Here is a 25,257-nt window from a genome sequence, read left to right as displayed (position 1 = left end):
ATAAAATTATTAGATTTTAATAATGTTTTTTGTAATGAATAGAATGAGTGCTGCTTATAAACAAGCAATCTCATGGTTAAATGAGTATAGGCTTACCATTCTCCCTTCATGTGATTTCCATCATAAAAAAGCAGATTACCGACGTTATGCTAAATATGATCAATTGGGCGCGGCGGGTTGGCGGCAACGTCAAGGCCGCTATACAGCGGCGAGGCCGTTATGCGAAGTAATCCAAGGGCGAAAAAACGCGCGGAACCATGATGCAGGTCATCTTTCGGCTATGGCAGCGGCGCTGGAAAACGGATAATATGCATTTAAAATACATTTTAAAACTTAAACAAAATGCATAAAAAAAACCAAATTATCAACCTTCCCGCCGGCTATTTCGGCATGGTGCTGGGCATCATCGGCATGGGCTTTGCCTGGCGCTATGCGGCGACCATCTGGCCGGTCAGTGCGGCCATCGGCGAAGCACTGGTGGCGTTGGCGACGTTGATTTGGCTGGCGTTGTCGCTGACGTTTATCACCAGACTGGTGAAATATCCCCATACGGTCATGGCTGAGATTCACCATCCCCTGATGAGCAGCTACGTCAGTTTGTTTCCGGCCACGACCATGCTGGTCTCCATCGGGGCAGCGCCTTATCTGCGGCCGCTGGCGGTGGGACTGTTCCTCTTCGGCGCATCTTTGCAATTGCTGTACGCCGCCTGGAAAACCGCCGGGCTATGGCGCGGCAGCCACCCGGAAACCGCCACCACCCCCGGCCTCTATCTGCCGACGGTGGCCAATAACTTTATCAGCGCCATGGCGTGCGGCGCATTGGGTTATCACGATCTGGGATTTCTGTTTTTAGGCGCCGGGGTGTTCTCATGGTTAAGCCTTGAACCGGTCATACTGCAGCGGATGCGCACTGCCGGCGAGCTGCCGCCGGCAGTGCGGCCCTCGCTGGGCATCCAGCTGGCGCCGGCGCTGGTGGCCTGCAGCGCCTATTTGAGCGTTGACGGCGGCCAGACCGATGTCTTCGCCAAAATGCTGTTCGGCTACGGCCTTCTGCAACTGCTGTTTATGCTGCGATTGATTCCCTGGTATGCGGCGCAGCCGTTCAACGTTTCTTTCTGGAGTTTCTCCTTTGGCGTCTCCGCACTGGCAAACACCGCGCTGCGCCTCGGCCATGGCGGCAATGACGGCCTGTTCAACGCCATCGCCTTGCCGCTGTTCCTGTTTAGCAATGCCATTATCGGCCTGCTGCTGGCGCGTACGGTTATCCTGCTATTACAGGGGAAGCTGATTATGCGGGCGGAGCTCAGCGGCGGCGGCCCGGACGTGACCGTTAGATAAATGCGCCGCGAGCGTCAATGGGCAATATCTCGCCATCATACTGCGCATTGCGCAGCACATAATGATTAAACATCGCCATCACCGCGCAGGAATGGTTCGGGAAAATCCGCATCAAACTGCCCAGCGGCGGCGGCGTTCCGTGATGAGGAATAAATCCGTGCTCTTCAGATAATTTTTCCACCTGATAGTGCTGATGATTATCGGCATTGACGGCCACGCCCCAGCCGCTGGCGCCGGTGCCGTGTGGACCCCGGTCGGAGCTGAGCGCTTTCGACCCCGCATCGATTATTGCATACCGATCGTTTACCGCCACCACCCGCGTTACCACCGTCATCGCCAAATCACCGGCCTGGCACAGGCCAAGACGCAGGGCGGTGAGATCAAGCAGGGCATAGTTTCCCGGACGCTGCTCATCAATGCCCTCCGCCAGCGGGGCGCCGAGGGCGGTGGGCGTGGCACCCACCGAGAGCGCGCAGCGGGTAAAGCCCGCCTGCCGCAAAAGAGCGCCTAACGTTTTCAGCTGCTGCGCCTCCTGTGCGGCAATGGCGGCTATTTGCTCGCCGGTGTGCGCCCCATAGGCATGGCCGGCATGGGCCACCAGCCCGGCGAACCGCAGTCCTTGCCGCTCGATATGCCGCGCCAGCGCAATGGCGAGCGGGCTATCCGTGGCCGGGATGCCCACCCGTCCGAGGCCGACATCCACTTTGATGTAGACCGGCAGCCGTTCGCACCGCTGCCGGCGGGCCGCGCCGGCAATGGCATCGATGGCCATTAGGTCGGCGGCGATACAGGAAACGCGGGCCTGATGCAGCTGCGCTTCCAGCAGCAGCTCCCGCAGGCTTTCCGCTTCCACCACCGGATACGCCAGCAAAAGGTCGACTATGCCGCCGCGGATAAACGCCACGCCTTCGCTGGGTTTCGATACCGTGATGCCCACCGCCCCCAGCGCCATCTGACGGCGGGCAATCGCGACGCTTTTATGGGTTTTGACATGAGGGCGCAGTCCGACGCCGGCCTTATCGGCTTTTTGCTGCATCCGCTGCAGATTACGCTCCAGACGCTGCGCATCAATTTCGATATATGGTGTCAGTCGGTCGTGGCGAAACGGCCGGCTAAATCCCTGATCCATTATTTTCTCCCGGTGTTAAGCATCTATAGCAATAAAGTGGCCCGGCGCAATCTCTTTCATACTCTGCGCTTGCATCTGATGGTCCAGTGCGCGGATCGGGCTTTTCAGTTCGGTGGCGCCGCTAAAGCGGTTGGTCCGCTGATGGCCGGGGTCCGCTACCGGCACCGCCGCTATCAATCGTTGAGTATAGGGATGGCCGGGTCGGGCGAAGACCGACGCTTTCGGACCGATTTCCACAATGCGGCCCATTTGCATCACCGCCACGCGATGCGCTACCCGTTCCACCACCGCCATATCGTGTGAAATAAACAGCCAGGCGATGCCGAGCTCCGCCTGCAGTTCCAGCATCAGATTAACCACCTGGGCCTGTATTGATACATCCAGCGCGGAAACCGCCTCGTCGGCGACAATCAGCCTGGGGCGAAGCGACAGGGCGCGGGCGATACACAAACGCTGCCGCTGGCCGCCGGAAAACTCATGGGGAAAACGGCGGCTCATTTCCGGCGCCAGCCCGACGCGACGAAACAGTTCGCTGACCTGGGCGTCACGCTCGGCGGTGCTGCCCACCCGGTGGATATCCATCGGCTCGCGCACCTGGCTGCCGGCATCAAGACGAGGGTTGAGGGAAGCCAAGGGATCTTGAAAGACCATTTGCACCAGTTTGCGCACCGGTTGCATACCGTGGCGGTCCAGCCGCGTCACCTCATATCCATCCAGCCAGATATCCCCCGCCGCGGGCTTCTCCAGCCCGATAAGCGAACGGCCGGTGGTAGATTTGCCACAGCCGGATTCACCCACCAGGGCCAGCGTTTCCCCCGGATAGATGACAAATGAGACGCCTTCCACGGCATGTACGCGGCCGGTTAACCTGCGCAATAAACCTTCGCGTACGTCGTAGCGTACGTGCAGATCTTTCACCTCCAGCAGCGGCTGGGGGGGCCGGGGGGAAGGCATTGGCCCGCTTGCGACTATCGGCGGCGTTTCGTCTTCATCTTCCCCCAGCAAACGGAACCGTACCGGACCCTCGGCGCCCCGGCTTTCCCCCAGGCGCGGCACCGCGCGCATCAGCGCCCGGGTATAGGCATGCTGCGGCGCGGCAAACAGCCCGCGCACCGTATTTTGTTCAACCATTCTTCCCTGTTGCATCACGATCACCCGGTCGGCCATTTCCGCCACCACGCCCATGTCGTGGGTAATCAGGATGATGGACGTATGGAATTCGCGCTTCAGTTCCCGCAGCAGTTCCAGTACCTCCGCCTGGATAGTGACATCCAGCGCGGTGGTCGGCTCATCGGCGATGAGAATTTGCGGCCGGCATGCCAGCGCCATGGCGATCATTACCCGCTGTCGCATGCCCCCGGACATTTCATGGGGATACTGGCGAAAGCGCCGCTGCGGATCGTTGATGCGCACGCGATCCAGCATGGCTAAGGCCCGCTCTTTCGCCTGCGCCGGCGACAGCTTCTGGTGGACGATAATTGTCTCGGTCAGCTGCAGTCCGATGCTCAGCACGGGATTGAGGGAGGTCATCGGCTCCTGGAAAATCATTGAAATTTGCGCCCCGCGCACCTGGTTGATCTGCCTTTCATTCATGCACAGCAGATCCTGGCCGTTGAACCGCGCTTCGCCGGCGCGAATAAAGGTACTGTGCTTGGGCAGGAGCTGCATGAGAGACATCATCGACACGCTTTTTCCCGAGCCGGATTCACCGACGATGGCCAGCGTTTCACCGGCATGCAGCGTAAAGCTCAGTCCTTCAACCATCGCCGGTTTCAGCGGGTCGGCGCTAAAGGCGATAGTCAGGTCGTTGACGCTGAGCAAGGGTTGTAGAGAAGGGTTCATTATCTTTCCTTATCCCTGGCGCTGGCTGGGGTCGAGCGCTTCACGAATACCGTCGCCGAGCAGGTTGAAACCCAGCACGGTGATGACGATGGAGAGGCCGGGAATGATGCAAATCCAGGGTGCGCGGGTAATGTAGTCGCGTCCCTGGGATAACATCAGCCCCCATTCCGGCAGCGGCGGCTGAGCCCCCAATCCCAGGAATGACAGCCCGGCCGCCGCCAGCATGGCCGTGGACATGCCCAGCGTCGCCACCACAATCAGCGGCGGCAATACGTTGGGCAGCAGGTGACGGAAAATCAGCCGCAGATGGCCGGCCCCCGCCGCAACGGCCGCTTCAAAATAGGGACGGTTCTTTTCAATAAGCACCTGTGAATAGGTAATACGCACATAAAAAGGAATAGCCGCGATACCGACGGCAATCATGGCGTTTTGCAGCGTCGGCCCCAGCACCGCCACCGCCGACAGGGCAATCAATACCTCGGTGAACGAGAACAGTACGTCGTTGCCGCGCATGATGATGCGTTCGAGCCAGCCGCCGGCGTAGCCCGCCAGCAGGCCGAGCAACAGTCCGGACAGCGCTGAAATGCCAACGGAAATCGCGCCGATCATCAGCGTCAGCCGCGAGCCGTAAATGACGCGGCTGAACATATCGCGGCCGAATTCATCGGTACCGAACGGGTATGCCGCGCAAGGGGGCACCAGGCGCCGTCCGGCGCCCATGCGATCCGGCGCATAGGGCGCCAGCAGCGGCGCGAAAATCGCCATCAGGATAAGCACCGTGATGATGGCCAGTCCCACCAGGGCCATTCGGTTATGCCGCACGCCATGGGCAATACGCCATAACGCGCCATTGCCGGCTTTCAGCGGTGAACGGCCGATATCACTGGTTATCTGCACACTCATGTTGCGTTCCTCAATGTACTTTTATGCGCGGGTCGAGCCAGGCGTAGAGGATGTCGAGCAGCAGCGACACCACCGCCACAATCAGGGCGAATATCAGGATAAAGCCCTGGATCAGCGGATAGTCGCGCTGAAAGATGGCCTGGACCGCAAGGCGGCCGAGCCCGTTCCAGCTAAACACGTTTTCGATGATCACCGCGCCGCCCATCAGGTAGGTGAACTGCATGCCCATCATGGTCACGATGGGGATCAGGCCGGCGCGCAGCGCATGGCGATACAGCACCAGCGTGCGCGGCAAGCCTTTGGCCCGCGCGGTGCGAATAAAGTCCTGGCTGAAGATTTCAATCATGGAGGAGCGCGTCAGCCGGGCAATGATCGCCGCATTGGTGACCCCCAGCGTCAGGGCCGGCAGAATCAGCCCCTGGATGCCGGTACCGGCCACCGGCAATAGCCCCCATTTAACCGAGAACAGCAGTATCAGCATCAGCCCGAGCCAGAAGTGGGGCAGCGAGACGCCGAGGATCGCCGTGACCATCAGGCCGGAATCAAACCAGCTGCCGCGTTTATAGGCGGCGATAAAACCACAGCTCATGCCGATCACCAGCGCTATCAGCATGGCGGTACAGGTCAGGGCCAGGGTGTAGGGCAGGCAGATCAGCAACAGCTTCAGCACCGGCTGCTGGCCGCGAATGGTGACGCCCATGTCCCCATGCAACAGCTTGATAATATACATAAAATATTGCCGGTAAATGGGCAGGTCCAGACCGAAGTTATGGCGGATTTCCTCAATCTGCGCCGGCGTGACGCCTTGTGACTGGGCAAACATGGTACGTACCGGATCGCCGGGCACCAGGTGAATCAGCAGCACCGCGGCAATGGTGGCGACCCATACGGTGAGGAGCGCGGCGAGGCTGCGGCGGGCGATAAACTGAAGCATAGTGATTTCCTGCAAAGCGGGAACGAATGTTCCCTTCCCCCGTGAGGGGGAAAGGGGGCCAACTATTGCACCGTCACATCATTGAAGATCGGGCGGTTGAACACGCTGACCTTAAAGCCGTGCACTTCATTGCGCACCGCGTACAGCCAGTTCCAGCCAGGCGTATACAGCGGCACCTGCACGGCGTGCTTGAGCAGATAGCTTTGGGCGTCCCGCACCACCTGCAGCCGGGCGTTGGGATCGATGGTGGTGCGGGTCTTATCCAGGATGGCATCCAGTTCCGGCGTCTGGTAGCCGGAGTAGGCCCCCGGCGAATGCCACAGGTTGTAAAGGATATCCGGGTCATACCATGACCAGCCCATCATGTTGAACGAGCCCTTGCCGGTTTTCATCTCGTTTTCCTGCTTGACGCGGGCGTTGAGCGTACCGATATCCATCAGTTCGATGTTGGCCTTGATCCCCACCTGCTGCAGTTGGTTCTGGAATACCTGCAGTATTTTCTCGCGGTTATCATCAGGCCAGGTCATGACAGTGACGTCCAGCGGCTTGTCCGGGCCGTAACCCGCTTCCTTCAGCAGCGCCTTGGCTTTCTCCGGGTCATACTTGTATCCCTGGGTGGCGCACCAGGACTCATCGTTGCCGAACACTCCCGGTCCCACCGCGCAGTGTTCCCGTTTTGCCACGTCGCCGAACACGATATCGATGGCGGCATCGGGATCGACGGCATAGGCCACCGCCTGGCGTAGGCGTTCGTCGTTGAACGGCGGACGGCTGGTGGTAAACTCGAAGAAAATGGTGGCGCCGGTTTTGTCAGCGGACAGCAGCTTCATTTTCGGTGAGCTGCGTACCGTGTCAACGTTATCCAACGGCGGCGTGGCAATCTGCACCTCGCCGGTTTCCAGTGCCGCCAGACGCGTTTGCGCTTCCGGCATGCGGCGGATAATCAGCTCGTCAAGCTTCGGCGGCCCGGGATTGGCGGCCGGACGACCGTAGTTTTTGAAGTGCGGATTGGGTACCAGCACCATGCGATCGCCCTTGACCCAGGATTTGACCATAAACGGCCCGGACCCGATGGCCTTGCTGGAGCCAAAGTCTTTACCCAGCGCTTTGTTGCTGTCGCACAGAATGGAAGAGAAGGGCTCGCCCATAAAAGCCAGAAAGGCGCTGAACGGGCTGGAGAGGGTAAATTTCACCGTCAGCGGATCCACTACCGTCACCGCCGTGACCGGGCCGAAACCGGCCTTCATAACGCTCGGATTTTGTTTATCAAAGGCGCGATCCAGGGTGTATTTCACATCGGTGGCATCAAGGGGCGTGCCGTCGCTGCACTGTATGCCCGGATTAAGATGAAAGGTATATTCCTTCCCGTCCGGCGTCACCTCCCAGCTTTTCGCCAGATTGGGCACCACCTTGCCGTTGCCGTCAAATTGCAGCAGAGAGTCATAAATCAGATCGAATGTTGCCCAGGATTCCCAGGTCGTGGTGCGGTGCGGGTCGAGGGAGTCGGCGTCAACGCCCATTGCCCAAACCAGTTTTCCCGCCGCTTCCGCCGGCAGGCTTCCCAGCGCCGGCAGCAGTGCCGTTGCCAGCAAGGTGCGACGCATAATCGTTGTCAAGGACGTTGAAGGCATAAAAAAACTCCCGAAAAGTTAACGATGAGAAGTAACCGGCATTTCATCGGCGAACAGCCGTGAAGTCCGATCGGTGGTGAGCAGCAGCCGCCGGCGTCCGTTCTCCATGAAAAGGCGCACCGTGGGCCGGTAATCACCGTCCGGATTGATGGCCGGGGCGGCGATCAGTACCTCCTCCGTCAATGGCGTCAGGTGAAAGCGGCTGCTGCCCAGCGGGCCGGACAGGGTTAACAGCAACTGCTGATTTTCCAGGCTTATACGCCAAACGCTTTTCAGCGCCGGCTGATAAAATGTCCCGGTATAAGGGTGAAGGTCGGCAGGATGGAACGCGGGCAGCCGGACGAATTCCACCGGCTGAGGTCCGTCGGTTCCCGCCAGCGCGTCCCCAGCCGGCGCCAACTGTAGATGCAGCATCGGCCAGTAAGGGCGGAAGCCATCGGGCCGGTGCCGCTCAAGGGGCGTGCGCGTCATGGCGCTTTCCAGTTCGGCCGAGGCATTCACGCCGAGCACGCGGCTCTCTTCCCGGCTGTAGTAGTATCCCGGCAGCGGATCCGGGGCGGGCAGGCGCGGCGCCAGCGCGTCCGGGAACAGTGCGTCCGCCAGCTGGCGGCCCAGCAGGAACGGATTGATTTCGGTGGTATTGGCCAGCAGCACCAGGGTGGTGTCGATATCCGGGAACCAGGCGATTTCGGCAAATACGCCGGGAAGCTGTCCGTGGTGTCCGAAAGAATTCAAGCCCCGGTAGGGCATCACGGTAAAGCCCAGGCCATACAGGGAAGGGGTGTTGTCCCGATAGGGACGGGCCTGGGTCATCTTTGCGAACAGCCCGGCGTGCGGCGACGCGGGATCGGCAACATAGCGTGCCCACTTCAGCAGATCGTCCACCGTGGAGATCATGCCGCCGGCGCCTTCCAGCGGTATCGACCAGCGCCCTTGCACGGGTATCCCATCCGTCACCACATAGGGTACCGCGCGTTCCGCCAGCCACGGCGTGTCGCTGCGGGCCAGGCTTGTCTGCGCCATGCCCAGCGGTTTTAGAATGCGCCGCCGCAGAATATCCTCCAGCCGATCCTGCTCCAGCGCCTCCACCACCTGGGTCAGGAGTTTGAAACCGGTGTTGGAGTAGGCGAAACGGGTGCCGGGTTCGAAGTTCAGTTCCGCCGTTGAACAGATAAGCGCCTGGCTTTCCTCATCGCTGGCGGGATCGCTGAAATTGCCCCCCGACAGCAGGCGCAGCTCCAGAAAGTCGCGCACGCCGCTTTGATTGGACATCAGGTCACGCAGCGTTACCGGTACGCCATAGTCGGGCAGTGCCGGTATATAGCGGCGCACCGGATCATCAATAGAGAGTTGGCCCTCGGCTTCCAGCATCATCGCCAGCGTGACGGTAAACTGTTTGCTAAGGGAGGCGATGCGCATCGGAACCTCCGGCGCGTTGGGCCGATGATTGCCGATATCCGCCAACCCATAGCCTTTGCGCAGCAGCACAGTGTCCCCTTGTACGATTCCCACGCTCATGCCGGGCATGCCCGGACGCTGAAAACGGCCCAGCACGCTGTCCGCCGCGCCCTCGATATCCTCTACCAGCGGGTTCATATCGCATCCCCGCCGGCAAAGGGATCGGCAACCTGCGGCCACAGCGGACGGCCGGCTTTCGGCAGGGCGATGTGCCTGAAATCCGGTGAAGCGGTACCCGGCGCGCTGACGTATATCACCCGGTCGGCCACCGGCGCGAAACCGGCATAAAAGTGCTGGGCGGATTTCACCACCACGACCCGGTAGTCCTCCAGGCGGATACCGAACTGGGTATAGGCGTCGGGATGAAAGGTTTGGGTGCGCACGGTGTTGATGACGATATGCGGGCCGCCGGCATCCAGCAGCACCGCATCGCCCATCGGCTGCCGTCCGGCGCCGAAGGTGACGCCGGCATTTTCCACCACGCGCAGCACCCGGACGGTTAAGTCAACGGGATTGCCCGACTGCGGTCCGACCTTACCGCCGATACGCAGGGGCAATACCGCGCCTTCGCCCGCCTCCTGGCAAATGCGCACGGCCACCGGATCCCACAGGTTGCCAAACAGCACCCCCGCCGTTTTGGCGGCGAGCATGGCCTGCAGCAAAAAGGTGGAATCGCCGGCCGCGCCGCCGCCGGGGTTATCGGCGATATCGGCCACCACGCTGATGCCGTCAAGAGCGGGTAACTGCCCGCAGGCCTCGTCAACGGACAGCAGGCGGGGGTGGTAATTTTCCCGCAGCGCCAGAATGCGGTTTGCCAGCTCGCCGGCCATCTCCCCGGCCAGCCCGGCATCGCCATTGGTCACCGCCAGCGCCTGCGCGCCGACGTTGGGCACATCGGCCCAGGGGAAACCGTGGCAGAAACTCAGGGACAGCACATTGTCCCGCTGTTCGCCGGCGGACATCCAATCCACCACCGCGCGTACCGGCGCATCGGGGGTGCGCCAGACGCCCAGCATGCGACAATCCCGCAGCGCCATCACCGGCCTGATTTTTCCTTCAGCCGCCGCCCGGCAATGATTAAACAGTTCCACCGCCCGGTCGTTGACGTCGGTATGGGGATACTCTTTGTACAGGATTATCATAGTAGCCGCGGCGACCATCGCCGGATCGAGATGGCAATGCAGATCCAGCTCAACGCCTATGATGACCCGCGGGCCGACGATGTCGCGTACCGCCAGCAGCAGTTCTTTCTCGCAATCGTCGCAGTGGTCCGCCGCCATGGCGCCGTGCAGTTTTAGCAATACCCAATCCACCGGGCCGGCATTTTTCAAATCCGCTAAAACATCGTCCCGCAGGCGCTCCCAGACCTCTTGACGCGTCAGGCCGCCGGGCTGGGCAAAGGTCGTCAGGCTTTCCACCACGTCATCCTGGCGCCGCTGCGCCATTTCCCGCCAGATTCGCATGGGCTGCGCGAAATAGTGGGCTGACCGGCGGCTGCCATCCTGGCGCAGGTATAGCGTTTCATCAAAATTTTGCTGTCCGGTGGGCAGCGGCGAGAAGGTATTGGTCTCGGTGCCCAGCGCGGCGATAAATAATTTCATCTTTGACTCCAGCCATTTTTTTCACATCCTAGAGGTAATTTTTCTTTTAGTAAAAAAAGATTTTCTTATAGTAAAATATGAGCGTCTTCCGAGAAAATTAGATACACTTCCGCCAGAGCGCGGTAAGCGAGGCAGAGGTGAAAATGGCGAGGAACAAACAAGAAGATGCAACCGGGATGCCCAATGAGCTCGATTTTGGCGCGAGAATGAAAACCATGCGCCAGGAACGCGCCTGGACGCTGGAACAGTTGGCGGAAAAAAGCGGGTTGTCCATTTCAACCCTATCAAAAATCGAGAACGGCCAGGTTTCCGCGTCCTTCGATACCATTGTGAAAATTGCCCATGCGTATGATCTGACGTTTGGCGAGCTGTTTACCGAGCAGGCGCCGGCCAACTCTCCGTCCACCCTTCCGGTCGCGCCGATTTCAGGACGGCGCACCTTTACCCGTGCGGGAAAAGGGCTGACGTTCAATACCCCGAACTACAAATATAATGTGCACTCCTCTGAATTGACCCATAAGGGAATGATTCCGCTGATTATGCAGATCAGCGCCAGACAAGTGCCTCCGCGCAATGAATGGTCAAGCCATGAAGGGGAAGAATTTATCTATGTCACCCACGGCGTGACCGTGCTGTATACCGCCTGGTATGCGCCGCTGACGCTGGAAACCGGCGACAGCGCGTACATTGACAGCACCATGCCCCATGCCTTTATTTCCGCCAGCGACGAAGAAGCCACCATTTTGTCCATTTGCCTGACGCAGCGGCTGCATTTTAAAGAGGGCATGGTGGGAGTCCCGGCGGACTGAGCGATGCCATTGACGGCAAGGGGTTAAAGGCGCCAAGACATCGGCATCTATCGGCGCAGGGTTATAATGCTCTATCATGAGTTTCTGTTCATAAAGCTGATTTTCGAATCTCGCACCAGGAAACACGATTATGAGAGACCTGCCGCCCACCGCCACGCTGCGCGCCTTTGAGGTTGCGACACGGCACGCCACATTCACCGCCGCTGCAGAAGAACTGCATATCACCCAAAGCGCGGTCAGCCATCAGCTGAAAAATCTCGAAGAGCTTTGGGGGCTGCAGTTATTCCAGCGCGGCAAGTCATTGAGCCTGACGCCTGCCGGCGCGGCCCTCGCGCCTATCGTGCGTGAATTCTTCATGACTCTGGAGGCGACGCTCTCTGATCTGAGAGAGCAAAAGGGCAGGGTCCGGCTTAGGGTCAGTACGACCTACTCCTTCGCGCTGAAATGGCTGCTGCCCAGATTACCGGGCCTGTCCCGGCAGCACCCGGAAATTCTGGTCACGCTGGAAACCACTGACCAGGCCATTCATTTTTCAAGCGCGGAGTCGGACGTCGCGATCCGTTTCGGCAGCGGGAATTATCCGGCCCTGTATTCGGAATTCATGTTCAGGGAGCAGATTTTCCCGGTTGCCAGTCCTGATTTCCTGCGTCGCTTCGGCGCGCCGGGCAAACCCGCCGAACTCCTGCGCTACCCGCTGCTTACGCGTGACGGCGCGGATCTGGTGCCGAAATGGGAGGTTTGGTTTGGGCAAGTAGGCGTCGGCATCACCGCCCTCAAGGAAAGCGTCAGATACGCCGACACCAACATGACTATCGAGGCGGCGCTGTTGGGCCAGGGAATCGCGCTGGCGCGAAGCGGGCATGTGGAAGCCGAGATCGGCGACGGCAGCCTGGTCAGGCTGTTTGACGTGCCGTTCCCTTCTCCGGTCGCCTATTATTTTGTCTGTCCGAAAGGCATCGAATCCCAGTCCCACATCATCAGCTTTCGTCAATGGCTGCAGACGGAATCAAGCAAGGCCCGGCAAGACTATCGCTAATGCATGAGTAATTGCTCATGCTGAAATGAAGAGACTTCGCTTTAACAACGGCGCCGGGCTGCTTAGTATGGCGTATGCCTTTTGATATCATTTTACTGACGCTTTTTGCGGCGCTGTTGCATGCCGGCTGGAATGCGCTGCTGCGCGGCGGGGCCGACAGACTTTGGTCGATGACGATCATGTGTCTGGCGGTGGCCATCGTAAGCGTCGCCATAGCCCTGTTTCTGGCGCCTTTGGCCAAAGCCGGCTGGAGGTATGCGGTAGTTTCAGCGGTGCTGCACGTTGGCTATAACCTGTTTCTGGTCAGGAGCTATCAGGCGGGAGACCTCGGGCAAACCTATCCGATTGCGCGGGGTTCTTCCCCCATTTTAATCACCCTCGCGGCATCTGTTTTCGCCGGCGAGAGGATAGGGATGGGCGCCCTGCTTGGCATTGTTCTGGTATCGGTCGGCATTGTTTCCTTGGCCGTCAAAGGACGCAGGCTTGCGGTTCCCAGCCTGCCCTATGCCTTGGGAACCGGCTGTTTCATTGCCGCTTACAGCGTCACGGACGGCATCGGCGTACGTCTGTCCGGCGCACCCATAACCTATACGGTCTGGATGTGCGCCTTGTGGGGCATCTTGATGCCATCGGTATACATCGGCCTGCGCGGCGCGCGCAGTTTATTGACCTGGGGGCCCGGATTTATCATGGCCTTCATCGGCGGGCTGCTCTCTCTTCTGGCCTATGGCATCATCATCTATGCCATGTCCTGCGCGCCCATGGGCGCGGTGTCGGCATTGCGCGAAACCAGCGTATTGTTTGCAGCGTTGATCGGTTATTTTTTCCTGGGGGAGACGTTGACGGTTCGAAAGATGCTGGCGTGCGCGGTGATTGCCATCGGCACGATCCTCATCGGCTGACCGCTGTTGTGTGAAGCTATTGAATATCGAGGGCTGGCCCGAGCCGCACGGCGGTCAGGGCAGCAAATGACTATCAGAACAAGAGGATAAAATGATGTCGGAATATCCAACCGTCGCCCTGGTGGGGCCGGGGGCAATAGGCACCACCGTGGCGGCAGCGCTGCATGAGGCGGGGCGTACGCCGACGATTTGCGGCCGCACGGCGCACCAGCGCCTGGAGCTGCGCTTCGATGGCGGTCGTATCGTTGTCCCGGGGCCCGTGCTAAGCGATCCGGCCGAGATCAAACACCCGTTCGACCTGGTTTTCGTCGCGGTCAAGGCGACACAAACGGAGGCGGCGGCGCCGTGGCTTTCCGCACTGTGCGATGCGAAGACGGTTGTCTGCGTGCTGCAAAACGGCGTTGAGCAGAAAACGCAATTCGCGCCCTTCCTGTCCGGCGGCCCGGTGCTGCCCTCGGTGGTGTGGTTCCCCGCTCAACGTGAACCGGACGCATCGGTGTGGCTGCGCGCCGAAGCGCGCCTCACCTTGCCGGACACGCCGGCCACCGGCGTGGTGCTCGAGGCGTTGCGCGGTACGAGATGCACGGTTGATGTCGCGGCGGATTTCACGTCGGTTGCGTGGCGAAAGCTTTTACAGAACGCGGCGGCGGGTTTAATGGTGCTGACCGGCCGCCGTTCCGGCATGTTCGCCCGGGCCGATATTACCGCGCTGTCTATGGCCTACCTGCGGGAATGTCTGGCGGTTGCCCGTGCGGAGGGCGCCACATTGGGGGACGACGTGGCGCAGGAGATAGTCGATAAATTCCATCGCTCCCCGCCTGACCTGGGCACCTCCATCCTCGCCGACCGGCAAGCCGGCCGTCCTCTGGAGTGGGACTGCCGGAACGGGGTCGTGCAGCGATGCGGCCGATCCCGCGGTATCCCGACGCCCATAAGCGATTTGATCGTGCCGCTGTTGGCGGCCGCCAGCGACGGACCCGGCTGAGATTTCCCCCTGCGGTTATATTCTCGTGGCCAGCGATGGCCTATCGGTGCCTTGTGCCGGCGGCTATCGCTATGATATTCATACAATAATAATTTATTACACTTTTTAGTAAATCCTTTCGAAATATCTTAAGAAAAATAATTATCATTAGCATTCTCATTAGACACCTTAAAAAATTTCTCATGGCTAACTTTATGTCTCTTTGTGTCTCTTTAAGGCAGGGAAAAAGGCGCCGTTCTATGCGCGTCGGTTATCAAAATGCGTTCACCGTTTCATTGCTGGCGCTGGCGATTCACGCACTGATTAATCCCGCGGTGGCGCAGGCAGCCGAAATCAGCACTGCCGCTACTACTTCAACCGGTGCTGCCGACGCAACAAAGGCGACAGACCCGCAGCAGGTAATGGTGGTCAAAGGGACAGCAAAGGGGTCCACTCAAAAGCAGCAGGATTACCAGGTGACAACCACGCGCGCCGGCACAAAAATGCTGCTGGCGCCCCGTGACGTTCCGCAGTCGGTCAGCGTCATCACCAAACAGCGCATGGAGGATCAAAACCTGGAATCGGTAGGCGAGGTGCTGGACAACACCACCGGTATCGCCACGGAAATTATCGACAGCGAACGCTCCTCTTACTTTTCCCGCGGTTTTTATATCAACAATTACACCTTCGATGATATTCCCACGTCAGTCAGCGATGTTTGGAATTTTGGCGATGCCGCCGAGGATACCGCCATTTATGACCGCATCGAAGTGGTCCGCGGCGCAACCGGCCTGATGACCGGCGCCGGCAATCCGGCGGCATCGGTGAATATGGTGCGCAAACATGCGGACAGCAGCGAATTCACCGGTAATCTCAGCGCCAGTTACGGCAGCTGGAATAAACAGCGCTATGTGGCGGATCTCTCCGGTCCGCTGAATGAGTCGGGCACAGTCCGCGGCCGCATCATCGCCGGTTATCAGGATCAGGACGGCTGGCTGGACCGCTACCATAAAGACAAAAAATTCCTTTATGGCGTGGTGGATGCCGACGTCAGCGAAAACACCACCCTGTCGCTGGGCTACGATTATCAGCAAAGCCACACCGGCAATCCCACCTGGGGCGGCTTGCCCACGTGGTACAGCAACGGCGCGCGTACGCATTTCGACCGCAGCACCAATCCTTCGGCGGACTGGACGCACTACGACATTGACTCGCGCAAGGTCTTTGCCAACGTCAAGCATGACTTCGACAACGGCTGGACCTTTCGCCTGAACGGCACCCATGCCGAAGAGACCTTCGATGATACCCTCCTCTATATCGAGGATTTCCCCGATGCGGTGACCGGGGAGGGCATTTTCGGCTTTGGCAGCAAAGACCGGGGAACGCGCAAAATGGATTCCGTGGATACCTATGCCAGCGGCCCGTTCCATCTGTTTGGTCGCCAGCATGAACTGGTGGCGGGCGTCAGCTACAGCCGCCAGCATAACGACACCTACAGCGCGGACGGTCCTATGGACACGGACCAAACGGGCAGTTTCAACGGCTGGAACGGCGATGTCGCCGAACCGGACTGGGGCGACTGGTATCAGAACCTGGATGACGTCGTACGGCAGAAATCCGCCTATACCGCCGCGCGCTTCTCGCTGGCCAATCCGCTGGCGCTCATCATCGGCGCCCGTTACACGCAATGGAGCACCGTCGGCACCAGCGGCGACATGCGCAAAAACAACCTCACGCCTTACGGCGGCCTGGTTTACGACATCAACGATACCTGGTCGGCCTATGCCAGCTATACCTCTATCTTCCAGCCGCAAACCTATCGCGATCGCGACGGACGCTATCTCGCGCCCGCCACCGGTAAAAACTATGAAGCCGGTCTGAAATCGGACTGGATGAACGGCCGGCTGACGGCGACCTTCGCCGTTTTCCGTATCGAGCAGAATAATGTCGCCCAGGCCGATGGCGATAACTTCGTCAATGGCTCCAGCGAGCAGGCTTACTACGCCGCGCAAGGCACGGTGAGCAAAGGGGCGGAATTTGAGCTGAACGGGGCGGTGACGGATAACCTGCAGATGACGTTCGGCGCGACGCGCTACGTGGCGAGAGATAATACCGGCAGCCGCTTGAACAGCAATATGCCGCAAACCGAGCTGAAGCTTTTCAGCCGCTACCGGCTGCCGATGCTGCCGGATCTTACCGTCGGCGGCGGCGTGAATTGGCAAAACCGTACCTTCCAGGATGCCACCGGACCCGACGGCGCGACGGCGCGTGTTTACCAGGGCAGCTACCCGCTGGCCAACCTGTTTGCCCGTTATCAGGTCACCAAACAGATGGCGGTACAGGCCAACGTCGACAATCTGTTTGACCGCACCTATTACTCCTGGCTGAGCGACTACGCGGTCTACGGGGAACCGCGTAATTATTCCGTTACTGTTTCCTATACATTTTGAATAAGGGAGAGGGTGGCATGGGGCGCCATGGGGCCGCCATTGATACACACCGGCGCCGGCTACTGGCGGCGCTGCTGCTGGCGCCCCTATTGCCGGGCGGTTTGGCGCGGGCCGCCGCGCCTGCCGCCAACCGCATCATCGCCCTTGAATGGCTGCCGCTTGAGATGCTGTTCGCCCTGGGCATCACGCCGCTGGCGGCGGCCGATACCCATGATTACCGCCTGTGGGTACGGGAACCGGCGCTGCCCGCCGGCGTCATCGACGTTGGACAGCGCGCGGAACCCAATCTGGAATTCATCGCCGAATTAAAGCCGGAGCTGATTTTGTACTCCCAGGGATTCGGCCCCCGTGAGGCGCAGTTGCAAAGCATCGCCCCCGCCATGATGTTCAACTTTACCGACGCGCGGGGCCAGCCCTTAAGCACGGTGCGCGGCGGCCTGATGTCCCTGGCGGAACGTCTGGACGTGGCGGCGGCGGCGAGGGCGCACCTGGCCTATTTTGATCGGCAGTTGGCGGATGCCCGGGCACGGCTTGATTCCTATCGGCGGCAGCCGTTATTGGTTTTCTCGCTTATTGACGACCGCCATGCCGTGATCCTCGGTGAGACCAGTCTGTTCGGGAATGTCATGGGACAACTGGCCATCGAAAATGCCTGGCGGGGGGAAAACAGCTTCTGGGGCACCGCGGAGGTCGGCATAGAACGCCTGGCGACGCTTCCACCGCTGCGAGCCATTTGCCTGGATCACGGTGACGGGGCCGCCAGGGCGCGTGTTGCCGCCACGCCGCTGTGGCGGTCGATCCCGTTCGTACGCCGGAACGCGATGCGCACCGTGCCCGCCATCTGGATTTTCGGCGCTACCCTTGCCGCGCTGCGGTTTTGCCGGATGCTCCAGGCGCTGGAGGAGCAATGGTGAGCCCCGCCTATAAAGACCATGCCATGAAACGAAGGTCTCTTTTCTCCGCCGCCCTGCTGGCGTTGGCCGCGCTGGCCGCCCTGGCCCTCAGCGTCCATAATGCGCGGCAGGTGTTGCCCGTCCGTTGGTGGCTGGGGGCAATCATGCACCCCGACACCGGGGATATCCGGCAGGTCCTGTTTTATTACAGCGTATTGCCGCGTTTGGCCGTCTCACTGCTGGTGGGCGCCGGTCTGGCGCTGGCGGGGGTATTGTTCCAGCAGGTATTGCGCAACCCGCTGGCCGAACCGGCGACGCTGGGAGTCGCCAGCGGCGCGAACCTGGGGGTGACCCTGGCCGGCCTGGGAATGTTGCCCGGCGGCGGGGCGGGTCAGCAGATGGCGGCCCTGCTGGGGGCGCTGGGCGTCGGTATCCTGGTGTTCGGAACAGCCTGGGGAAAACGCCTGTCCCCGGTTACCCTGATCCTGGCGGGGCTGGTGGTCAGCCTCTATTGCAGCGCCATCACCAGCCTGCTGGCGCTGTTTCATTATCAGGAATTGCAAAACCTGTTCCTCTGGAGCAGCGGGGCGCTGAATCAGCAGGATTGGCTGGCGGCCGGTTATCTGCTCCCGCGCCTCGGGCTGGGCCTGTTGCTGGCCCTGTTGCTGGTCAGGCCGTTGACGCTGCTGGGGGTAGACGACGACGTCGCGCGCCAGCTCGGCCTGGGGCTGGTTGCCGCCAGGCTCGGGGCGCTGGCCCTGGCCGTTGTGTTGAGCGCCATGATGGTGAATGCGGTGGGGGTGGTGGGCTTTATCGGCCTGTTCGCGCCGCTACTGGCAAAATTGCTCGGCGCCCGCCGCCTGCGCCACCGTCTGCTGCTGGCGCCGGTGGCGGGGGCTTTGCTGCTGTGTCTGGCTGATCAGGCCATGGTCCTGCTGGCGCAACTCTGGCAGGAGGTGCCCACCGGCGCCGCCACCGCCTTGACTGGCGCCCCCCTCCTGCTTTGGCTGTTGCCCAGGCTGCGCCACGGCACGGCGCCGGAGATGGCCGGCCGATATGGCGAGATACGTGCTGAGCGTACCCGCACGGGACTGTGGGTGGCGGGCGGCGCCGTGCTATTGTTGGCCGGTCTGGCGGTGGTCCTGACGATAGGTCGCGACAGCCGGGGCATAAGCTGGGCGGGGGGAGACCTGTGGCGTCTGTTGCCCTGGCGCTGGCCGCGCACGCTGGCGGCGCTGAGCGCCGGGATGATGCTGGCGGCCGCCGGCACCCTGATCCAGAAACTGACCTCCAATGTCATGGGCAGTCCTGAGGTGCTGGGTATCAGCGCCGGCGCGGCATCGGCTGAGATTTTGGCGATGTTTTTCCTGCCTGCCTACGGATTCGGGGCCATGCTGGGGGCGGGTAGCGGCGGGGCCGCCCTGACCCTTGCCGCCATCCTGGCGGTGGCCGGGCGGCGGCATTTCTCCAGCCAGCGCCTCCTGCTGGCGGGCATCGCGCTGGGCACGATGTTTTCCGCGCTGATCGCGCTATTGCTGGCGAGCGACGATCCCCGGCTCGGCAGCCTGTTGGCCTGGATATCCGGTTCGACCTACGGCGTGCTGGCGCCGCAGGCCGTTGCCAGCGCTGTCCTCGCCGTGGTGTTGCTGATGCTGGCGCCGTTATGCCGCCGCTGGCTGAATGTGCTGCCGCTGGGAAGCGCAACCGCCAGGTCGCTGGGCGTGCCTCTGGCGCGGTCCCGCCTCATCATCCTGCTGCTGGCCTCGGTATTGACCGCGGGGGCGACGCTGACCGTCGGGCCGCTGAGCTTCGTCGGGCTGATGTCGCCCCATATGGCGCGGATGCTTGGTTTTCGGCGCGCCATGCCGCAGCTTGCCGTGGCGTCGATCATCGGCGCCGCGCTGATGCTGGCGGCCGACTGGTGCGGCCGCATGGTGATGTTCCCGAACCAGATCCCGGCGGGGCTGCTGGCGACGTTTATCGGCGCGCCCTATTTTGTTTTCCTGCTGCGGCGGCAGGGCAAAACCGCCGTCTGAACTTTAAATCAATGCAATGGCGCGGACAGGGGAGGCCGAACCTCCCTTTATTCTCAAGGGTAAAGCTATAAAGATAAACGTCTCGGGAACCTTGTCCAGATTCGCCAGGTTTTCCATGATAAGTTTTCCGGATCCAAGAATAATCTGATGGGCGGGATAGGTGGAATTTGACCAGGCATCCAGCGACAGGGCGTCAGAACCGATGACATTAACCCCTTTTGCTAATAAGTATTCCGCCCCCGCCCCAGACAAACCGGACCAACCCGATAAAAAGGATTTATGATTTGGCCGAGATTGCCATTTTTTATCATGGCCGGTGCGGAATAATACAATATCGTCGGCTTGGATATCTCCATTTCTCGCTTCCCAAGACTGGATCATGGCGACGGTAATTTCCGTATCCGCGGGATAACCGGAAACGTCTATTTTAACGCCCCGGCCCATCAATTGACGGACATCGATTTTTTCGATGGTGTTCCCGGCGGGGATAAAATGCGAGGGTGAGTCAACATGGGTACCGCAGTGATCGCCCATTTGCAATAGGTTATTATAATTTCCGTCTCCTGCGGCATGTGTTTCCCAGTCGTTCAGCATAAACTTCGGATGGGTTGGCCATACGGGCATGGAGGAGTCATAAAAATAATTCAGTTCAATAAGTTCGCAGTGATGCAATAAGGTCAACAGTTCATTATTCATTTAGGCGCTCTTATGGGTAATGGTTTCTTTAATGAAAAAAAGCGGCAAGCAGGACAGGATCAGAACGCCGACGATAATCATATAATGCACATTGAAGCCATAGTCACGGATAATCCAGCCGGTCACGGGGGCGACCAGGATGCCCGCGATCCCGACGGCCAAACCAATCATTAAACCCATGCTGGATGCGGCCGCTTTAGGCGCTGAATCTATCAGCAAGGCATAGGCGACCGGATAAGGCGAGTTTCTGAACAATCCCCAGAAGATCAGTATTCCCCAGCCAAATGCGGCGGAATGGATATACATGCACAGGGCGGTGGCAATCATCCAGCCAAAAATGATAATGCCCAGCGAGCTCTTACGGCCTTTAACATCAGAATAGCCGCCCCATAAAATTTGGCCGATCCAGCCGGTAAGACCCGACGCGCCGGAAATGATGGCCGCGGTGGAAAGCGGCAAGCCCACTTCGCGCGTCAGTTGGAGGGTAAGAAAGTTGGCTATCCCCATTTCCGCCCAAGTAAAACCGAAAATTAACGAAATCGCCAGCAGACAGTTGCGGTTTTTCAGGCAAGACAAGGATTTACCCAACGCGGTTCTGAAACTATCACGTTTTACATCGGTAACAGGCTCGATGGGCTGGGTAAGTTTATTTTCCGCAATCCATTGCATCACCTTTTGATGATTTCTTTTCGTCCCGACGAAATATTGTATAAAGACAATGGATAGGCCAATGAGCGGAATGAAGAGAAATGCCTGACGCCAGGTACCGAAAGCCAAAATCCCCGCAATCAGTACCGGTCCGATAAACTGGCCTAACGGGAAACCGGTATGGTGGACGCCGATGGCGAAGCCCCGGTTCTCTTTTTGCCACCATTCGCCTAATAATGCCACATTGATGGGTTCGGATCCGCCGGTCCCCATTCCCATGAAAATCCGCAATGCCTGGAATGCGCCCAAGGTTTTACAAAATGCGGTGGCCACTCCGGATACGACTTCAACAATGACCGCCACCGTCCAGCTATAACAGCGTTTATGACCGGTTCCCACAAAATCGGAAAATATTCCGAAAATAACCGCGCCGCTCAGCGTACCGAAAAAGCTTAACGAGTTGAGCCAGCCGACTTGTATTTCCGTCAGGTTGAAATCTTTCATTATGGCGGGCAATAATGTGGGCAATATAATTCTGTCTATTGAGTTCATCAAAATGGCTAATGTCGTTATTACCAACATCCACCACGATAATGGGTGTGCCTTGGGAAAAAAGCGACGCTTTCCTGTAGAATTCAATGTGTCATTCGTGCTCGCCACAGGTTCACGCCTATTTTCTTCAGGGTTGAGTAAAGATAATTCTTCTTTTCCCATTTCTAAAACCTCTTTATTGTAAGGCAAATAGTTTTTATCCAATTTTTTTTCGCCCCAATGACATTCGTAACGAGACGAGGAAATAATAGACGTAAAAAATCAACCTTTGATCAATAAAAGACAATCATGATAAATGTCCTCTAAAGATAAGGTGAAATATCTAAGCTCCAATAACAGAGATCAGTTTTGTTATTAACGCTAATATCAAGTCAAGCCATAATGTCTCCTTTTTGAGAATGAACTGCGTACCGAAAACACCTGGAAGCAAGGTTGTTGATGTAAAGATAAGCGCTTGAATGCTACCATACAAGAATGGAAACACCGATTTTAGATGTAAATCACATTTCTTTCACATTACGTTGGCCTCATTCACCAGGACATGCCCAATTCCGCAGTGTTCTATAAATGAATTTTTTTCATAAGGGCATTTTCCCAAGGACGCTACCGTACAGAGCTTCGGTCTGCTAACGTTGATTATCCGCATCAGATAATCGATTAAAAACAACAGGCCGGCCTCATGCTGGCCTGTCCTGTTCAACCTATGCTTGCTGGAGAAAAAAAATGCAAAAAAGAACGCTTGGCAACGGTAACCTGGAAGTATCGGCGGTCGGCCTGGGCTGTATGGGCCTGAGCCATGCCTACGGCCCGGCGAAGGACCGGCAGGAAGCCATTGCGCTTATCCGTGCAGCGGTGGAGCGTGGCGTCACTTTTTTTGATACCGCGGAAGTCTACGGTCCGTACACCAATGAAGATGTGGTGGGAGAGGCGCTGGCGCCGTTTCGCGATCGGGTGGTGATTGCCACCAAGTTCGGTTTTGTGCTGCCGAGCCCGGACGGCAAACAGCATCTGAACAGCCGGCCGGATCATATCAGGCAGGTGGTGGAAGCTTCGCTCAAGCGGCTCAAAACCGACGTTATCGATCTGCTTTATCAACACCGGGTGGATCCGGACGTCCCCATTGAGGATGTCGCCGGTACGGTCAGGCAGTTGATCCAGGAAGGCAAGGTAAAACATTTCGGGCTTTCCGAAGCGGGCGCGCAGACCATCCGCCGCGCCCACGCCGTTCAGCCGGTAACCGCGTTACAGAGCGAATACTCATTATGGTGGCGGGAACCTGAGACGGAAATCCTGCCGACCCTTGAAGAACTGGGCATTGGTTTTGTCCCCTTCAGTCCTCTCGGCAGAGGGTTCCTTACCGGCACCATTGATAAGAATACCGCCTTCGACAGTAACGACTTTCGCACCGGTCTACCCCGCTTTAGCCAGGAGGCGCGGGACGCTAACCAGACCCTGGTGAAGCTCCTTGGCGATCTGGCGGCAAGCAAGCAGAAAACCCGCGCGCAAATCGCCCTTGCCTGGCTGCTGGCGCAAAAACCGTGGATTGTACCCATTCCCGGCACCACTAAACTGCATCGTCTGGAGGAAAATCTGGGAGCCGTCGAGGTGGTACTCACCGCGGACGATTTGCGTGACATTAACAGCGCCCTGGCGAACATCACCGTGCAGGGGGATCGTTATCCAAGCCATCTGCAAAAGAGCACCGGCCGCTGAATTACGCTGTGTCTTTGCTTCGCAGTGCCCTGCTGGCATCCAGCACCTCCGCAATCGTGGGGAGGTCTATGGATGTCGGCAAAAAATGGGCATCGTCGTGAATATAGGTCTCGTTCCCGACAAGGGTCCTTTTTTTACCTTGGGCGATAATCGCAAGACTCGGCTCATAGACCACCGCCTGTGGCGCCACCGGACCCGGTCGCCTGAACAGGGTGACATGGGGAATTGCCGTGGGCAGCACTTCGGTATTGGCAGTCAGCGCCAGGATCCTGGCGGCCAGCCTTTGGCGTGAACAATGAATGGGCGGGGCGGGTATGGCCGGGATCTCCTGAAACACAGTGAAAGTGCCGACACAAGCTAAGGCGCCACAAATTATAGGGCGATCAATACTATTGGGCAATAAATCCCGCCAATCCCTCTCCCGTCTATAGGCTTTGCGCCAGCCGGCCTTTGGTACGCATTAAATTGTCAGGCTACGGCCTGTGCAGGGCGGCAGCAAGAGAATCAGGCAGCGAATGGGAAGGAACGTGTCTTTGCCGGTTTCGGCGCAGGATTTAGTATCGCCGGCCCGGGCAAATACTTGCCGCACTGGAGGGATATGGCGCGCGGTTGTGCGCGGTTCAGTTGGACGTTACGTCCGATGAATCGGTGGAAAGGGCGGTGAACGCGGCGGTTGGGCAGTTTGGCCGACTGGACATTTTGGTTAATAACGCCGGCTACGGTCAACTGGGCGCGTTTGAAGAGCTGTCGCCAGAACTTATTCGTAAACAGTTCGAGACGAATGTGTTCGGCGTGTTCAATGTCACGCGAGCAGTGCTGCCCTTAATGCGAGCGCAGCGTTCCGGCCATATCATTACCGTCTCTTCCACCTGCGGTATCACCGGATTCGACGGTGCATCCATCTATTGCGCGACGAAGTTTGCGGTCTCGGGCTGGTCCGAATCCCTGAGCATCGAACTTGAACCTTTCGGCATCAAGGCGACCTGCATCCATCCGGGGCCTTTTCGCACCGATTTCCTCGAGTCCACCTCGGTGAGCTATGGCGATCTCGTCGTGGATGATTATCAACGGTCGAGCCGGGCTAAGCGCGAGGCTCTCGATAATGCGAACCACAACCAGGATGGGGATCAAGTAAGAAAAGAGAACCTTGCCCTGACCGTAAGCGGACTGGGCGAAATAGACAGCCCCTGGGATCGTGGACGTTCCGGGGGCTGCCCTCGATTCAACCGGTTTTTTTTCCCTCCAGCGTGGTGAAATCCGCTATAAACTTTTTCAACAGTCTTTCCAGTTCACTGCTCTCATCATTTGGCCAGTTGCGGAAGATGCTGCCATAAATTTGCGCGCGCGTTTCATCAATTTTATCGGTCATCCTTTTCCCTTCTGCGGTAATGGCGGCTTCATTGATCCGTTTGTCCTTTAGATTCTTTTGTCGCCGCGCCAGACCGGTTTTCTCTAGTTTTGCCACCTGACGGCTCACCGTGGTGTAATCACGGCCTACCCGGTCGGCGAGCTCTCCAACGCCCATTGGACCAAAACGGCTTATCAGCACCAGAAGTGGAAACAATGCGCGATCAAGATGAATACCGGATTCTTTTATCATCACTTCATCCCGTTGCGGACGGTTAAAAGCACCGACGATAGCCAGCAGAGCATCATGTAATTCTTCGAAATTTGCGATTTTATGTGTATTTTGCACTTTTTTCATTGACGCCGTCCAGGTTG

General features: G+C 58.7%; 21 protein-coding genes. 10 read left to right on the top strand and 11 right to left on the bottom strand.

Translation table 11 applies throughout. The features are described 5' to 3' along the window. Window positions 1-342 precede the first annotated feature (342 nt). Window positions 343-1,338, top strand: coding sequence for a dicarboxylate transporter/tellurite-resistance protein TehA (gene tehA, locus ACL2XO_RS17965; protein WP_413741193.1), 996 nt, complete (start codon window positions 343-345; stop codon window positions 1,336-1,338). On the opposite strand, the gene ACL2XO_RS17960 is transcribed toward tehA, so the two are convergent. The 7 genes from ACL2XO_RS17960 to ACL2XO_RS17930 form a co-directional block, all read right to left on the bottom strand. Then, window positions 1,331-2,467 carry an alanine racemase gene (locus ACL2XO_RS17960; protein ID WP_413741192.1) on the bottom strand — a complete coding sequence of 379 codons (1,137 nt, stop codon included), beginning with the start codon at window positions 2,465-2,467 and terminating at the stop codon, window positions 1,331-1,333. The two genes, tehA and ACL2XO_RS17960, sit on opposite strands and share 8 nt — an antisense overlap. Before the next feature lie 15 nt (window positions 2,468-2,482). After that, window positions 2,483-4,309, bottom strand: coding sequence for an ABC transporter ATP-binding protein (locus tag ACL2XO_RS17955; protein WP_413741191.1), 1,827 nt, complete (start codon window positions 4,307-4,309; stop codon window positions 2,483-2,485). 9 nt (window positions 4,310-4,318) lie between these two features. Continuing rightward, a complete protein-coding gene (locus ACL2XO_RS17950; protein ID WP_413724948.1) occupies window positions 4,319-5,212 on the bottom strand; it encodes an ABC transporter permease in 894 nt (297 codons plus the stop codon). Between the two features lie 10 nt (window positions 5,213-5,222). Next, window positions 5,223-6,146, bottom strand: coding sequence for an ABC transporter permease (locus ACL2XO_RS17945; protein ID WP_413724947.1), 924 nt, complete (start codon window positions 6,144-6,146; stop codon window positions 5,223-5,225). A gap of 62 nt (window positions 6,147-6,208) precedes the next feature. Beyond that, complete coding sequence (locus ACL2XO_RS17940) at window positions 6,209-7,777, bottom strand: ABC transporter substrate-binding protein (RefSeq protein ID WP_413724946.1); 1,569 nt, start codon at window positions 7,775-7,777, stop codon at window positions 6,209-6,211. Between the two features lie 18 nt (window positions 7,778-7,795). Continuing rightward, the gene (locus ACL2XO_RS17935) at window positions 7,796-9,373 is read right to left on the bottom strand and encodes a serine hydrolase domain-containing protein (RefSeq protein ID WP_413741190.1); all 1,578 of its coding nucleotides are present in this window, start codon (window positions 9,371-9,373) and stop codon (window positions 7,796-7,798) included. Then, the gene (locus ACL2XO_RS17930; protein WP_413741189.1) at window positions 9,370-10,836 is read right to left on the bottom strand and encodes a M81 family metallopeptidase; all 1,467 of its coding nucleotides are present in this window, start codon (window positions 10,834-10,836) and stop codon (window positions 9,370-9,372) included. Before ACL2XO_RS17930 ends, ACL2XO_RS17935 begins: the two co-directional genes overlap by 4 nt. 143 nt (window positions 10,837-10,979) lie before the next feature. On the opposite strand from ACL2XO_RS17930, the gene ACL2XO_RS17925 reads away from it, so the two are divergent. From ACL2XO_RS17925 to fhuB, 7 genes are all read left to right on the top strand, one after another. After that, window positions 10,980-11,645: a helix-turn-helix domain-containing protein gene (locus ACL2XO_RS17925; protein ID WP_413724943.1), complete on the top strand. Its 666-nt coding sequence runs from the start codon at window positions 10,980-10,982 to the stop codon at window positions 11,643-11,645. 130 nt (window positions 11,646-11,775) lie between these two features. Further along, complete coding sequence (gene gcvA, locus ACL2XO_RS17920) at window positions 11,776-12,681, top strand: transcriptional regulator GcvA (protein ID WP_413741188.1); 906 nt, start codon at window positions 11,776-11,778, stop codon at window positions 12,679-12,681. Window positions 12,682-12,755: 74 nt separating this feature from the next. Beyond that, window positions 12,756-13,583, top strand: coding sequence for an EamA family transporter (locus tag ACL2XO_RS17915; protein ID WP_413741187.1), 828 nt, complete (start codon window positions 12,756-12,758; stop codon window positions 13,581-13,583). A gap of 94 nt (window positions 13,584-13,677) precedes the next feature. Beyond that, complete coding sequence (locus tag ACL2XO_RS17910; protein ID WP_413726971.1) at window positions 13,678-14,568, top strand: oxidoreductase; 891 nt, start codon at window positions 13,678-13,680, stop codon at window positions 14,566-14,568. A 239-nt stretch (window positions 14,569-14,807) separates the two neighbouring features. Further along, complete coding sequence (fhuE, locus tag ACL2XO_RS17905) at window positions 14,808-16,997, top strand: ferric-rhodotorulic acid/ferric-coprogen receptor FhuE (RefSeq protein WP_413741186.1); 2,190 nt, start codon at window positions 14,808-14,810, stop codon at window positions 16,995-16,997. 17 nt (window positions 16,998-17,014) lie between these two features. After that, entirely contained in the window at window positions 17,015-17,911 is an 897-nt protein-coding gene (gene fhuD / locus ACL2XO_RS17900; protein ID WP_132927665.1) for a Fe(3+)-hydroxamate ABC transporter substrate-binding protein FhuD, read from the top strand. Between the two features lie 23 nt (window positions 17,912-17,934). After that, on the top strand, window positions 17,935-19,926 hold the full coding sequence (gene fhuB, locus ACL2XO_RS17895) for a Fe(3+)-hydroxamate ABC transporter permease FhuB (RefSeq protein ID WP_413741185.1): 1,992 nt from the start codon (window positions 17,935-17,937) through the stop codon (window positions 19,924-19,926). A gap of 3 nt (window positions 19,927-19,929) precedes the next feature. Here the strand turns inward: fhuB and ACL2XO_RS17890 are convergent, their stop codons facing one another. Beyond that, the gene (locus ACL2XO_RS17890) at window positions 19,930-20,622 is read right to left on the bottom strand and encodes a cyclase family protein (RefSeq protein ID WP_132927667.1); all 693 of its coding nucleotides are present in this window, start codon (window positions 20,620-20,622) and stop codon (window positions 19,930-19,932) included. Continuing rightward, complete coding sequence (locus ACL2XO_RS17885) at window positions 20,623-21,852, bottom strand: MFS transporter (protein ID WP_413741184.1); 1,230 nt, start codon at window positions 21,850-21,852, stop codon at window positions 20,623-20,625. Between the two features lie 693 nt (window positions 21,853-22,545). On the opposite strand from ACL2XO_RS17885, the gene ACL2XO_RS17880 reads away from it, so the two are divergent. After that, entirely contained in the window at window positions 22,546-23,535 is a 990-nt protein-coding gene (locus ACL2XO_RS17880; RefSeq protein WP_413724937.1) for an aldo/keto reductase, read from the top strand. A 1-nt stretch (window position 23,536) separates the two neighbouring features. Here the strand turns inward: ACL2XO_RS17880 and ACL2XO_RS17875 are convergent, their stop codons facing one another. Next, on the bottom strand, window positions 23,537-23,872 hold the full coding sequence (locus ACL2XO_RS17875) for an AraC family transcriptional regulator (protein ID WP_413741183.1): 336 nt from the start codon (window positions 23,870-23,872) through the stop codon (window positions 23,537-23,539). A gap of 239 nt (window positions 23,873-24,111) precedes the next feature. Between ACL2XO_RS17875 and ACL2XO_RS17870 the strand changes: the two genes are divergently transcribed. Then, the gene (locus ACL2XO_RS17870) at window positions 24,112-24,789 is read left to right on the top strand and encodes an SDR family oxidoreductase (RefSeq protein WP_413743083.1); all 678 of its coding nucleotides are present in this window, start codon (window positions 24,112-24,114) and stop codon (window positions 24,787-24,789) included. On the opposite strand, the gene ACL2XO_RS17865 is transcribed toward ACL2XO_RS17870, so the two are convergent. Further along, window positions 24,758-25,240 (bottom strand): MarR family winged helix-turn-helix transcriptional regulator, encoded by a 483-nt coding sequence (locus tag ACL2XO_RS17865; protein ID WP_413741182.1) that lies wholly within the window; start codon window positions 25,238-25,240, stop codon window positions 24,758-24,760. The two genes, ACL2XO_RS17870 and ACL2XO_RS17865, sit on opposite strands and share 32 nt — an antisense overlap. Window positions 25,241-25,257 lie beyond the last annotated feature (17 nt).

It is taken from the genome of Sodalis sp. RH15 (genome assembly GCF_047324255.1).
GTDB lineage: Bacteria > Pseudomonadota > Gammaproteobacteria > Enterobacterales > Enterobacteriaceae > Acerihabitans > Acerihabitans ligni.
Note: the sequence above shows the minus strand (reverse complement) of the source record. Positions and strands in the feature narration are given on the sequence as shown.

What these genes read in the sequence shown, in the direction of transcription:
- tehA (WP_413741193.1), top strand. Translation starts at nt 343, where the DNA reads ATGCATAAAAAAAACCAAATTATCAACCTTCCCGCCGGCTATTTCGGC.
- ACL2XO_RS17960 (WP_413741192.1), bottom strand. Translation starts at nt 2,467, where the DNA reads ATGGATCAGGGATTTAGCCGGCCGTTTCGCCACGACCGACTGACACCA.
- ACL2XO_RS17955 (WP_413741191.1), bottom strand. Translation starts at nt 4,309, where the DNA reads ATGAACCCTTCTCTACAACCCTTGCTCAGCGTCAACGACCTGACTATC.
- ACL2XO_RS17950 (WP_413724948.1), bottom strand. Translation starts at nt 5,212, where the DNA reads ATGAGTGTGCAGATAACCAGTGATATCGGCCGTTCACCGCTGAAAGCC.
- ACL2XO_RS17945 (WP_413724947.1), bottom strand. Translation starts at nt 6,146, where the DNA reads ATGCTTCAGTTTATCGCCCGCCGCAGCCTCGCCGCGCTCCTCACCGTA.
- ACL2XO_RS17940 (WP_413724946.1), bottom strand. Translation starts at nt 7,777, where the DNA reads ATGCCTTCAACGTCCTTGACAACGATTATGCGTCGCACCTTGCTGGCA.
- ACL2XO_RS17935 (WP_413741190.1), bottom strand. Translation starts at nt 9,373, where the DNA reads ATGAACCCGCTGGTAGAGGATATCGAGGGCGCGGCGGACAGCGTGCTG.
- ACL2XO_RS17930 (WP_413741189.1), bottom strand. Translation starts at nt 10,836, where the DNA reads ATGAAATTATTTATCGCCGCGCTGGGCACCGAGACCAATACCTTCTCG.
- ACL2XO_RS17925 (WP_413724943.1), top strand. Translation starts at nt 10,980, where the DNA reads ATGGCGAGGAACAAACAAGAAGATGCAACCGGGATGCCCAATGAGCTC.
- gcvA (WP_413741188.1), top strand. Translation starts at nt 11,776, where the DNA reads ATGAGAGACCTGCCGCCCACCGCCACGCTGCGCGCCTTTGAGGTTGCG.
- ACL2XO_RS17915 (WP_413741187.1), top strand. Translation starts at nt 12,756, where the DNA reads ATGCCTTTTGATATCATTTTACTGACGCTTTTTGCGGCGCTGTTGCAT.
- ACL2XO_RS17910 (WP_413726971.1), top strand. Translation starts at nt 13,678, where the DNA reads ATGTCGGAATATCCAACCGTCGCCCTGGTGGGGCCGGGGGCAATAGGC.
- fhuE (WP_413741186.1), top strand. Translation starts at nt 14,808, where the DNA reads ATGCGCGTCGGTTATCAAAATGCGTTCACCGTTTCATTGCTGGCGCTG.
- fhuD (WP_132927665.1), top strand. Translation starts at nt 17,015, where the DNA reads ATGGGGCGCCATGGGGCCGCCATTGATACACACCGGCGCCGGCTACTG.
- fhuB (WP_413741185.1), top strand. Translation starts at nt 17,935, where the DNA reads ATGAAACGAAGGTCTCTTTTCTCCGCCGCCCTGCTGGCGTTGGCCGCG.
- ACL2XO_RS17890 (WP_132927667.1), bottom strand. Translation starts at nt 20,622, where the DNA reads ATGAATAATGAACTGTTGACCTTATTGCATCACTGCGAACTTATTGAA.
- ACL2XO_RS17885 (WP_413741184.1), bottom strand. Translation starts at nt 21,852, where the DNA reads ATGTTGGTAATAACGACATTAGCCATTTTGATGAACTCAATAGACAGA.
- ACL2XO_RS17880 (WP_413724937.1), top strand. Translation starts at nt 22,546, where the DNA reads ATGCAAAAAAGAACGCTTGGCAACGGTAACCTGGAAGTATCGGCGGTC.
- ACL2XO_RS17865 (WP_413741182.1), bottom strand. Translation starts at nt 25,240, where the DNA reads ATGAAAAAAGTGCAAAATACACATAAAATCGCAAATTTCGAAGAATTA.